Here is a 12,747-nt window from a genome sequence, read left to right on the forward strand (position 1 = left end):
GCTCAGCCGCGGCCCACTGCATCGTCGGCGGCCGCTTCGCGTGCTGCCAGAATGAAATCCTGCTCCGTCAATTCATGGCGGCCATAGAGCAGAATCTCGATGTCCTCATCCCGGTCGAGGTCGACGATTGCCTTGACGACCGTCCGTTCGCCATCGTCGAAGGTCTGGTGATAGAAGGTCACGCGCCGGACATGCCCGCCGTTCTCGACTTCTTCCATCAGGCTCCTGAAGACCAGGCCACCGACCTCGGAGGCGAGATCGGAAAAGTCGATCCTGTCTCCGACGCCGAAGTCCCTGATCTCGTCTCGTCCGTTTCCATCGTTTGCCAGGGAGGCGAGATTGCGGAAGACGAAGACGTCGCCGCCCTCGCCGCCGGCAAGGAAGTTCACGGCCCCGTTGGCGATGATCGTATCGCCGCTGCTGCCGCCGATCGCCGCTTCAAAGCTTTCGAGCGTGTCCGCGCCGACATTGCATCCTGTTGCCGTGCCGCGTTCGAGATCGATGACCACGGCCTGCATTGCGCCGGAGGCATCATAGGTGTCGCATCCCTCGCCGCCCCGATAGCTGTCGTCGCCGTCGTCCGCGCCGTCGCCGTCGGAGAACACCGCGACAATCACCGTGTCGTCGCCGGCATCACCGGACACCACGTCATCGCCGCTGCCGCCGATCAGCACATCGTCACCGCCGCGGCCACTGAGGCGATCGTCCCCACCGCCGCCCACGAGAAGGTTGGCCTGGGAATTGCCGCTCAGACGGTCGTCATCGCTGCCGCCAAGGACCGCCTCGAAACCGTGCAGGCGGTCGAAGCCGATCTCATCTCCCGCCGCGAGTTCCTGCTCGAGGTCTGCGAGCACTTCCTGCATCAGCGCGGTAAGGTCGAGCGTGTCGAAGCCGTCGCCGCCCGAATAGACGTCGTCGCCGTCGTTGTCGTCGCAATCATCGTTGTCTTCATGATCGTTGCCAGCGACATGCCGGGCAACGACGATGACGACATCGTCACCCGCGCCGCCAGATATCGTGTCGTCGCCGTCGCCGCCGGCAAGCTCGTCGTTGCCCGATTGGCCGTCGAGCATGTTGTCTTCGGCATCGCCCGTCAGGACGTCGTCTTGGCTGCCGCCGATGGCACCTTCAATGCCATCCAGCCTGTCGCTTCCAATGTCTTCTCCCTCGGCCGTTCCCGCTGCGAGGTCTATCGTGACCGACTCCTGTGCCGCGCTCGCGTCGAGGATGTCGAAGCCCTCGCCGCCGGAATAGACGTCGTCGCCGTCGGACGCGGTCGTGCTGCCGCTGCGTTCCTCTTCGCCGCCACGGCCGGCCTTCATGACGTCGTCGCCTGTACCGCCGAGTACCGCGTCGTTGCCGCCGCCGCCGGTCAGCACGTCGTTGCCGTCGCCGCCGTCGAGCAGGTCGTTGCCCGCTTCGCCGAAGAGGGTGTCGCGGCCCTCGTCGCCGAACAATCGGTCGTTGCCGCTGCCGCCATGCAGGATGTCGTCGCCGAGACCGGCGACAAGCACATCATCGCCTTCATCGCCAAAGAGCCTGTCGTCGCCGTCACCGCCGAAGAGAACGTCATTTCCGCGTCCGCCCGAGAGGTGATCGCGCCCGCCGTCGCCGTAAAGCACATCATCGCCGTCGCCGCCGAGAAGCCTGTCGCCGCCGTCGCCGCCGGCGAGGATGTCGTTCGCCTCCCGGCCATAGATCAGATCGTCGCCGCCAAGGCCGGTTATGATGTCGTCCTGCGGCGTGCCGAGGAGCGTGTCGTCGCCATCCGTGCCGGACAGTTCGCGCGGCGGATGCTTGCGCAGGTTCAGCACGGCCTGCGAAGCGACGGCGCCCTGCCCGTCGGAAATGCCGTAGGAAAAGGTGACCTGGCCGAGATGGCCGCGCTCCGGCGTATAGATCCAGGCGTCGTCGCCATAAGCGCGTATCGAGCCGCTGGAGACTGTCAGGTTCCTGATCGAGAGCTGATCTCCGTCGAGATCGCGCGCCATGGCCAGCAGGTCGTCCAGCATGATCACCACCGACAGGTTCATCAGGCCGTCGGCAAGGACATTCCTTCCGAACGAGAAGGGCAACCTGTTGGGACGCGCGGCGGGATTGTTATCGTCTTCGTCATCGGAAGGCGGCGTACCGAAGTAACCACCTGGGATCGCTGCGTCATCCTCCATCGGCAGGCCCGGAATGGAGGGCGCATCGATGTCGGCGGTGCGTCTTGCCTTGCCGGGCGTCGGCAGCGGAGGGAACTCGAAGTTTTCGGTTCGGTCGACGACGCCGAAGTCGTTGTCGTTGGCGCTGCCGGCTCGAAAGGTTCGCGCATTCGCGGAGAAGCTCCCCGAATCCGCGAAGCCGACGCGCACGGACGCGATATTGCGCGTCCGCTCCGGCTCGATTTCGGTCGTCACGGATTCGGCCGCCATTTCGCGGATGAAGGCAGCGACGTCCTCGATCACCCCGACATCGCTTTTCACTTCCTCGACCGGTGCAGCCGTTTCGGGTTCGACGGCAGGCTGCTCCTGCGCGTGCGGCGCGTCCGGCTGCCCCTTGCTGAAGACCGCGCCGATGGCACCAAAGAGGAAGGCCGGGAAGAGCAGCATCTTCTTGCGGCCATCCTTTTTCTCGGCGATCTCATATTTGTTCATGGGCGCGATGGCGGCCTGCGCGTCGGGCAATCCCAGAACCAGCTTCTTGTCCATTGCGACCTCCCCCTCTTGCTGTCCGCGCTATTCGCCGGCCAGCGATTTCTGGCGTTCGGGACCCGCGGTCTTCTCAACCACGAGAGGGCGCGCCTTCGGCGGCTGGATGATCTGTTCCTTGGGGCCAAAGGCGGTCAGCCGCCCGCCCTGCACGAGCCCGACCATGTCGACGGCCTGCAGCGCGCTCGGCCGATGGGCGACGATCACGACGATTCCGCCGCGCTCGCGCACCGCCATGATCGCCTTGGTCAGCGCCTCCTCGCCTTCGGCATCGAGATTGGAGTTCGGCTCGTCGAGGACGATCAGGAAAGGATCGCCGTAGAGCGCGCGGGCAAGCGCGATGCGCTGGCGCTGGCCCGCCGAAAGCGCCGTGCCGTGCGGGCCGAGCTCCGTCTGGTAGCCGTCGCGCAGATGCACGATCATTTCGTGGATGCCTGCGGTCTTCGCCGCGCGGATGATCTTGCGGGCGTCCGGGGTCTCGGCGAAGCGCGAGATGTTGTCGGCAATCGTGCCGTCCATCAGCGCCACGTCCTGGGGAAGATAGCCGACGTGATCGCTATAGAAGGCTTCCGTCCACTGCCCAAGGTCCGCACCATCGACGCGAACCGAACCGCGCAGCACCGGCCAGATGCCGAGCATGCTGCGGGCAAGCGTGGTCTTGCCGCCGCCGCTAGGCCCGATCAGCCCCAACGCCTGCCCGGCCTTCAGCTCCAGGCTGACTTCGCTGAGGAGAACGGCGCCACTCGACGGCGCAACGGTGGTGATATTGTCGACCGTCAGGCTGTGCTGCGGTGCGGGCAGGTCTATGAAGCCCGTCCTGTCCTTCAGCACTGCCAGCGTCTCGTTGACGCGATGATAGCTGCGCCGGGCGGCGACCACGCCCTTCCACTGCGCGATCGCCTGGTCGACCGGCGCAAGTGCCCGTGCCGTGACGATCGACGAAGCGATGATGGAGCCTGCGGAGAGATGCCCGCGGATGGCGAGATAGGCGCCGAGGCCGAGGATCGCCGACTGCAGCATCATGCGCAGTACCTTCGAGAGGCCCGACAGCGTGCCGCCGACGTCCGACGTCTTGGTCTGACATTCGAGATGCCGCCGGTTGGCGCGTTCGAAGCGGTCGACGGCGCGGCGGGTGATGCCCATGGCATGCAGCACGTCGCTGTTGCGCGTGTTGCAGTCCATCACCGAATTGCGCGTCACCGACACCTTGATCATCGAATGCGCGTGACGGCGCGTCAGGATCTCGGCGACGAGTGTCAGCATCGCCAGCACCAGCGCACCCCCGACCGTCAGCATGCCGAGCATCGGATGCAGCAGCCAGACGAAGATGAGATAGATCGGGATCCAGGGGAGGTCGAAAAGTGCGATGGGTCCCTGGCCGGCGAGAAAGCCTCTCAGCGTGTCGACGTCGCGGCCGCGCTCCGCGGCTTCGGACGTCGAATAGCCGTAGCGCGGCATCTCGATGACCACTTCATGCGCGAGCGGCGCAAGCTGGGTATCGAGCTTTGCGCCCAGCCGCACCAGGATCTGCGAGCGCAATATGTCGAAGATGCCCTGGAAGAGATAAAGGCCGATCGCGAGGACCGACAGTGCCACGAGCGTCGACAGGCTGCCGCTCGTCAGTGCCCGATCGTAGATCTGCAGCATGTAGAACGCGCCGGTCAGCGCCAGAATGTTGATGATGCCGGACAATCCGAAAAGATAGACAAAGATGCCGCGCAGGCCCTCGATCTTGTATTGCGGCGTTGTTTTCTTCTTGGTCATGATAAGCCCCCGTCCCTTAACTCAGAACTCAGTCCCATGGCCGGCGGCGCCGGCCATGGGATACCCTTCTCCGTTTAGGAGACGCCGTTGAAGTCGGCGGCCTTCAGGTTGTGCGTGCCGGTCAATGCCAGCTCGAAGTCCGCTTCCGGGTCGCCGTCGACATTGCCGCGGATCATCGTCAGTTCCTCACCGTCGATGGTCTCGTGGGTGACGACGATCTGGCCTGCCGCCGTCAGGGTTGCCCCTGCCGCAAGGGTAAAGTGCTGAACCCCTGCCGTTCCGGCGTCGGCATCGATCTGCGAGAAATCGATCTTGTCGCCGGGCTGGAAGCCGTAGATCTTGTCGCCCTGGGCCGCGGCGGCGGAGGTGAAGCGGAAGACGTCATCCCCAAGGCCGCCATCGATGATGTTGGCAACTGCCGACGCCGTGATCACGTCGTGGCCGGAGCCACCGACGAAGTTCTCGAAGCCGTAGACGACATCCGTTCCCGTGCCGCTACCGGCCACGCTGCCACGCTGCATGTAGCCGCTGCCGATATCGACCGTCAGATTTGCGGTCGCTGCGGCGTAGTCCAGCGTGTCGCTGCCTTCTCCGCCCCAATAGGCGTCGTTGCCGTCGCCATTGGTGGCAATGACGGTGTCGTTGCCTGCCCCGGTCCAGATCTGGTCGTCGTCCGCACCGCCCTCTGCGATGTCGTTGCCCTCGTCGCCATGGATCATGTCCTTGCCGGCATTGCCGAAGAGCATGTCGTTGCCGTCGCCGCCATGGATTTCGTCATCGCCGGCACCGCCGGACACAACATCGGCCCCGCTGCCGGCAGTCACGACATCATCGCCGTCCTCGCCGCGCAGGATGTCGTCGCCTCCCTCGCCGGCGAGGATGTCCGCGCCACCGCCTGCCAGGATCGTGTCCGCCTGCGATGCGCCGAGCAGCACCTCGCCTGCCGTCGTCCCGATGACCGTCCTTGCCGCGACCGGAGCCGGCACGCCGCCTTCATCCTCGTCGTCCGGAACCGTGGGTTCTTCCGTCGGCTCCTCGGTCGGTTCCTCTTCTTCGCCGTTGTCGCCATCGTTCGGGTGATCGTCGTCCGGGTCTTCTTCCTCGCCATCGACTTCTTCGAAGGTCGGCATGCCTTCGCTCACGAAGGTGATCGTGTGCGTGCCGTTGGTCATCGTCTTCACGCCGTCCGTCTCGGTGACGGTGTATTCGTCGACCGTGGTGCCGGCAGGAAGCTCGATCACGTCCTGGGGACGAAGCGTCCCGACGATCGTGTCGTTGCCGCCGTTGGAGCGGAAGACGATGCGGTGGGCCGAGGTAAGCGCCGAGATATCGACGATGTCGTCACCGGCGTCTCCGTCGATGGTGACCGTATTCAGGCGCAGATGGGTGCCCGAGAAGTCGCCGATCAGTTCGAAGCTGTCGTTGCCGGAGGTGCCGTTGCCTGCCGGATCGGCGCCGTTGATGCGGATCTCCTCGATTTCCGTGAGCTCGGCGATGATCGAGGTGTTGTTCACCCCATTTCGCGTGATCACGATTTCCGTCTGGGCGGCGAGGTTGAAGCCCGAGTTTCCAGGGATCGCATCCCAGGCCGCGCGGGTGTAGATGCGGTAGACTTCTGCCGAAGCATTGCCGTTGACGACGAAGGTGTCGCCGAGCGTCGTTTCGGTGCCGCCGTTGACGGTGTCGCGGCCGTCCGTGGCGCCAGTTGCGTTGGCGTTCCAGATGATCGTGTCGTCGCCCGTCCCGGCATTGATGTTGTCGTTGCCGAGGTTGCCGATGATCGTATCGTTGCCGGCATTGCCGTTGATCGTGTCATTGCCCGCCAGCCCGTCGATGAGGTCGTTGCCGGCGCCGCCGTTCAGCGTGTTGTTGCCCGTCGTTGCCCCGCCGATCGGTGTCAGGGCCGTTGCGAGGATGAAGTCGCTCGCATCGATATTGCCGGGGGTAACGCCGTTGACCTGGATCGTGCCGATCGTCTGCAAGTTAGCATCCCGGATCGTCAGGATCGTATTCGGACCGGATGCCGCCTCGAGAACGCGGGTCGCGAAGTTCGCGGCCGTGATTCCGAGAGCGCTGAGGTCGATGCGGTCCTGGGTCGTTGCCGTCCCACCGGTTGCGTCGAAGCTGGTGATGGTGTCGGCGCCGAAGCCGGCGGCATTGTAGACGATGATGTCGTTGCCGCTGCTGACGTCGATGGTGTCGTTGCCGGCGCCACCGATGATCGTGTCGGTGTCGTTGCCGCCACCGCCGCTCAACGTGTCGTCACCGCTGCCGCCATCAACGAGGTCGCTTCCGTCTCCGCCGTCGATCGTATCGTTACCCGCGCCGCCGAAGAGCTGGTTGGCGCCGCCGTTGCCGTTGATGACGTTGTTCAGCGCATTGCCGGTGCCGTTGATCGCCGCATTGCCTGTCAGCGTCAGGTTTTCCAGTTCTGCGCCGAGCGTGTAGGTGCCGTCGGACTGGACCGTATCGGTGCCGCCGCCCGCCGCTTCGACGATGATGTCGCCGGCCGTCACGACATAGGTGTCATTGCCGCCGAGACCGGTCAGCGTGTCGACGCCCGCCCCACCTTCGATGCGGTTTGCCAGCTCGTTGCCGGTACCGGCAAAGGTTGCCGCTCCCGTGTAGGTCAGGTTTTCGACGTTCGCCGTCAGCGTATAGGCCGCAAGCGTGGTCTCCACGAGGTCCGCCGTGCCGCCGCCGGCGATTTCGACGACCACGTCACCTGCGTCATCGACGCTGTAGGTGTCGCTGTCGGCGCCGCCGACCATCGTGTCGGCGCCGAGACCGCCGACCATTTCATCGCTACCCGTGCCGCCGACCAGAAGGTCGTCGCCGGCGCCGCCATCGAGATCGTCGCCGCCGCCATTGCCGAAGAGCAGGTCGTTGCCGGTGTCGCCAACGAGTTCATCGTTGCCGGTCGTCCCGGAAAGGACCGTATTGACGCCTGCGACCGCGCTGCGCGTGCCGTTGTCGTCGGTGCTGATGGCATAGTCGCCGTCGAAGACATAGCCCTCGTAGGTGGTGCCATCGAGGTTGACGAATTCGACCGCCTCGCCCGTGGTCTCGAAATGATCGGTGACCGTGATCTGCTGGCCGTTGAACTGGATGACCAGGTTGTCGTTTCCGGCCCCCGTGGTCGTCTCCGAGAAGCTCAAGCCCGTCAGCGTACCGCCGGTGATGGTGATGCGGTCGGTTCCGCTCGTCTCGTTGATGGTGTCGGTGCCGTCGGCCAGGCCGAAGGCATAGGTGTCGTCACCGGAGCCGCCGTTCAGGGTGTCATTGCCGGCGCCGCCGAGCAGGATGTCGTTGCCGGCGTTGCCGTTCAACGTGTCATTGCCAGCGAGACCGAGGATGATGTCGTCACCCGTGGTCCCGTTCAGCGCCGTCGCTCCCGTGTCGTTGCCGGGCGTGCCGGTGATGACGTTGAGCGTGCTGCCGTCGAACTGGAGCCGTTCGATGTTGCGCAGCTTGTCGAGGCCGTCCGACACGTTGTTGGCACCGGCCGGTACGTTTGCGGTATCGAAGCCCGTATGCGAAACGAGCAGGGTGCCGTCGGCGCCCGTCGAGAAGCTGTAGTTGGCGCGCTCGTCCCAGTAGACGGCGGTGTCGATGTTACCGGCCACTTCGCCGTCGAGTATCTCGCGGACGATGTTGAGCTGGATCGGGTTGATGTCTCCGGAGAGCATCAGCGTCTGCAGGGTCTTGCCGTTCCAGGCCGCGTAGTACGGATGGCCGACAGGCAGGCTGATGACGGCCGCCATGCTGTCCACCGTCGCAAGCTGGACGCCGTTGGTATCCCGGATGCTGATGCGGACGTTGAGCCAGGCGTCGCCGTCGATGACATCGTTGCCGCCGCGGCCTTCGATCGTGTCGTCACCGCCACCACCGAGCAGGATGTTGCCGTCGTCGAAGGCGACGACCGTCTCGAGATCGACAGCGGGGTCGGTCGATGCGGCCGCAACCCAGTCGCCGAGCACTGCCCGAAGTCCGGCGATGCGGTTGACGCCGGCCTGTGTCAGCTCGTGGCCGACCATGGTCGCTTCCGCGCCGGCGAGGTTCGGATTGCCCTCCACCGCACCTTCGCCGGCGAGATCGCCGCGGTTGTCGCCCCAGAGCCGGTCGTCCTTCTGCCAGCCGGAGAGCGCTTCCACCGCGTCGAACCGGTCACGCAGGATATCCTGCTCGTCAGTCGTGAAGATCGGCGTCGTGAGGTCGGAGTCTGCCGCCTGGCTGTTGCCCTTGTGGATCGACCAGTCGAAGCCGAGCATGCCTTCGTTGCGCATGACGCTTTCGCCCTGGACCATGATGTCATCGCCGGATTCGGCGTCGAAATCGTGCTCGTTTTCACCGGCGAACATGACGTCGTGGCCGATGATCGTCGAGTTGAAGAAGAGCTCCGAGTTGTCGCCGGCCGTGGTATCGAAGCCGTTGCCGGCCTCGAGCCAGTCGTCGCCCTCGTTGCCGAGCAGGAAGTCGCCGCCGTCGCCACCGAGGATGAAGTCGTTGCCCTCGCCGCCGAAGGCCTCCTTGCCGTCCGGGCCGGTGATGATGAAATCCTGTCCCTTGTTGCCGAAGATCAGTGCGAGGCCAGAGCCGCCGTGAATGACGTCATTGCCGTCTTCGCCGTGCAGCATGTCGACTTCGCCGATGTCGGTGCCGTTGTTGGTGATGATGTCGTCACCCTCGCCGCCGTGGATCTTGTCGACGCCGTAGCCGGCTTCGATACGGTCGTTGCCGCCGCGTCCCCAGACGGAGTCGTCGCCGCCGCCGGCAACGATGTGGTCGGCACCGTTCGTGCCCTGGATGAGCACGTGGTCGTTGGTGTTGACGCGGATGTAGCTTGTGACGGCCGTTGGATTGTCGACCGGGTTGATGAGGTTGCCTGCCGCGTCGCGACGTTCGACCATCGGGGAGATCGCCTGCAGGAATGGGTCCTCCTGCTGCGGATCCTCGTAGTCGAAGGCGTTCTGCATCGCGTGATCCATGTAGAGCACATGGTCCGGAACCGAGAAGATGTCGCCCGGCACCGCATAGCCGCTCTCGCCGAGGTCGGTGTTGTTGAGCACCATCTTGGCGAAGGAATTGTTCTCCAGCTCGTTCAGGAAGTTCAGGCCCTGGACGCGTGAGAGATAGTAGAAGCGGTCGGCGTTCTGCAGGTTTTCGAGCTGCAGCTCGAAGATGAAGGAGAAAGTGGAACCCAGCATGCCGCCGAAGGCCATCTTCTTTTCCGCCAGCCCGCCGACCCAGAGATCGACGAGATCGAGGCCGCCGAGATTGGTGGCATAGGCGTTCCGGCCGTTCAGGAAGTCCTGCCGATCGGTTTCATTGAGCGAGGCATCGCCGAAGACGAGCTTCATTGCCGCATCGCGCTTTGCATCGATTGTCGTCGCACTGGCGACGGTCGCATGCGTGCCGTAGGCCGCGATGAAGTTGACGATCGAAGCCGGGTTCTTCAGGTTGAGCGCGAAGTCGACCCAACTCTTGTAGGGGTCGAGCTGCGTGTCGCCGCTGGCGATCTCCTTGAACTGAGCACGCGCCTCGTTGAGCGAGGGAATGCCGGTGTCGCGTCCGCGGGCGATGTTGATCGCTGCAAGGTCGAGCGGAATGCCGACGAGCTGGTTGCGCAGCACGTGGGTCACGAACTCGTCGATCTCGTTGCCGACCTGGTTGGTCATGCCGCGCACGATCGCCCCGGCTGCCGCATCGTGATCGATCGTTTCCGAACCGAAGGCGAGCGGATTGAGGAAGGCTTCGAACAGGTCGAGGCTCGCATCGCTGCCGTCCGGATTGGTTGCCGCGACCTCTTCGCGCAGCATGGAATGGCCGAAGCGGTAGACGACATGCGCGAACTCCGCAAAGATCGCCGGGTTGATGTCGATGCTCGGGTTGAAGACGAAGGCGTCGACGTCCGGCTGCACCTTGCGGGCAAACTCTTCGAAGACGAGATGCTGGTATTGCATTTCGGTGGTGAAGCGGGCGGCCTGGAAGAGGCGTTCACCGTCCCACTGGAGAGCGGCGATTGCAGCGGGATCGGTCGGGATCGCCGCCACGTCGACGCGCAGCCATTCGTTGAGGAAGGCGAGATCGCCGGCAGCCAGCGCCTGTTCCTTCACCTGCTCGACCATGTGGTTGTGTTCGGAGTGGAAGACATGGTGGACGGCTGAAAGGCCGATGTTCTCGTTGCCGCGTCCGTCACCAGTGATGTAGTGCGCGTCGAGCAGTTCGTCGTCGTAGACGAGCGTGCCGGCAGCAAGGCCGACGGCATCATCGGCATCGGCGGTCAGCACCTGGCCACGGTCGTTGACCGTCTTGGCGCTGTGGGCGATGTCATCGAGGAAGGCGTGGCCGGTGCGGAGGGTCGTCGCCGGGAGCGCGACGCCGAGCCCGCCGTTCGCCGCCGGGTTGCCCTCCAGGAGCACGTCGTCCGCCGTGCCGAAGGTGTTGTCCGTGCCGAGCCCGATCACGAGCTGCGGGAAGCCGTTCGGGCCGCGGATGAACTCGCCGTAAGCGTCGACTGCGAAAAGCGGGACATTGCCGACGTCCGCATCGGTGAGTTGGAAGCCGAGCTTGGTGGCTGCCTGCTCCTTGACGTCTGCCCAGGTGGCGAGACCGCGATCACCTTCCAGAAGCTTGCCGGTGGCGAGCGGCTTGCCGTCGACGATGGCGTATTCACGCAGGAACATCTGGTGCGATGCATGCGAGGTATAGGTTTGGTTCTGGTCGACCCAGGGCGTCGTCAGGTTGTCGGCGTCCGGCGTCGTGCGCGTCAGAACCATGAAGTTCGTCCGCGGGCTCGCGGGATTGTAGAGCGGATCGTCAGGCTGCAGCGGGATGAAGACCGTGCCGCCCTGCTTGGCGACAAGGTCGAGGCCGTGGTCGAAGAACTGCCCGAACAGGGTGAACCAGGAGTTGAAGGGAGCCGAAAGCCCCTCGTCTGGCGAGACGTTCGGGATGATGACGGTGTTGCCTTCCATCTCGATGCTGTGGGTCTCGAGCAACGTGTCGAGCGCGGTCTGGGCGACCACGACTGCCGCCGATGCATCGGAGTTGGCGGCTTCTGCATCGGCTAGTGCCTGCTGCGCGCCTGCCAGGGCCTGGGCGGCACTTGTCGCCTGCGCGGCGGCGGCAGCTGCCGCGACTGCGGAGGCCGCGGCTGTCACACCGAGAGGTTCCGCGATTGCCTCAGCCCCGTCCAGCACTGCCTGGGCCTGCATGACGGCGGTGACCGCTGCGGCCTCTGCCTCCGGCTCCGGAATGCCGTCCGTCAGCAGGGCGATGAGGGTGGCTGTTGCGGCCGACACGCCGGCGGCGGCAGTTGCCACGTCTGCCTGGGCGGCGTCGTAGGCTGCCTGATCTGCAGCCGCCTGGGCTGCTGCGGCGTTCGCCTGCGATTGCGCATCGGTTGCCTGTGTCTGCGCGGCAGTCACGGCAGCCTGCAGTGCCGGGATGGAGCCCGCTGCCGTCCCGGAATTGCCGATCGCCGTTTCGAGCGCGGTCTTGGCCTGGATGATGGCGTTCAGCGCCGTATTGAGTGCGGCACCCGAATAGCCTGCATAGAGCAGCGCGGAATAGATTGCGGCGGGATTGTCGAGCGTCTGGTCGACAATCAGGTTCGAGATGATGCGCGGATCCGCGTCGACGACGCTGCCCGGCGTGCCGTAGTTGTTGTTCTGGTCGACCAGCGGGCCGCTTGCGTCGGGAATGGTTGCGTCAGGCCCGACATAGCCCGGGAACGGCATCGCGTCGTCATCCTCGTCGCGATAGCTCGGATCGGCGACATGGGGAAACGGGTTATCGGCCGCGCCCCAATGTTCGCGGCCCTCGATCAGGTTGTTGTAGCTGCCGTCGACGGTGCGCAGCCCATAGGGCGCGAGCGGATTGCTGATCGCCAGCACCGCGCCGGGCGTTCCGGCCGCCACGACATTGCCCGCTTCATCGACATAAATATCTGTCAGCGCCGTACCGGCCGAATTGGCCTCCGCGATCTTGATCTGCTTCAGGATGAAAGTGAGGTCGTGCTTGTTAATCTGTACCATTGTCCTCTCCTCGGTGCCCTTCACGCGGCACGCCAACGAATTGTCAAAGCTCCGCCTTCCGACCTGCGCGCCTTTCGGGCTTGGCGGACCGGCAATTCCTATTCGATCTGGACAGTTCCCCTCTCCAGCAGCATTACGCCGTGATCCCATCCTCCCTCGGACGGCATGAAGAGAAAACGGCGGATGGTCCGATGATGTTTTCGATTTTCGTCGCAGGCCGGGACCGGCCTTCCGCCGTGGGCACGATGGCC

Annotated in this window: 3 protein-coding genes; all 3 read right to left on the reverse strand. The window is 64.7% G+C overall.

Annotation, left to right across the window (positions count from 1 at the left end; all coding sequences use genetic code 11):
- Positions 1–2 precede the first annotated feature (2 nt).
- Positions 3–2,693: a cadherin-like domain-containing protein gene (locus tag EV286_RS23485; RefSeq protein ID WP_132959599.1), complete on the reverse strand. Its 2,691-nt coding sequence runs from the start codon at positions 2,691–2,693 to the stop codon at positions 3–5.
- A 27-nt stretch (positions 2,694–2,720) separates the two neighbouring features.
- A complete protein-coding gene (locus EV286_RS23490) occupies positions 2,721–4,457 on the reverse strand; it encodes a type I secretion system permease/ATPase (RefSeq protein ID WP_132959600.1) in 1,737 nt (578 codons plus the stop codon).
- A 74-nt stretch (positions 4,458–4,531) separates the two neighbouring features.
- Complete coding sequence (locus tag EV286_RS32515; protein ID WP_132959601.1) at positions 4,532–12,496, reverse strand: peroxidase family protein; 7,965 nt, start codon at positions 12,494–12,496, stop codon at positions 4,532–4,534.
- Positions 12,497–12,747 lie beyond the last annotated feature (251 nt).

Origin of the sequence: Rhizobium sp. BK251 (assembly GCF_004345245.1) — a bacterium.
Lineage (GTDB): Bacteria > Pseudomonadota > Alphaproteobacteria > Rhizobiales > Rhizobiaceae > Rhizobium.

Excerpts from the sequence above, each read along its gene's own strand:
- EV286_RS23485 (WP_132959599.1), bottom strand. The coding sequence starts at position 2,693 with ATGGACAAGAAGCTGGTTCTGGGATTGCCCGACGCGCAGGCCGCCATC.
- EV286_RS23490 (WP_132959600.1), bottom strand. The coding sequence starts at position 4,457 with ATGACCAAGAAGAAAACAACGCCGCAATACAAGATCGAGGGCCTGCGC.
- EV286_RS32515 (WP_132959601.1), bottom strand. The coding sequence starts at position 12,496 with ATGGTACAGATTAACAAGCACGACCTCACTTTCATCCTGAAGCAGATC.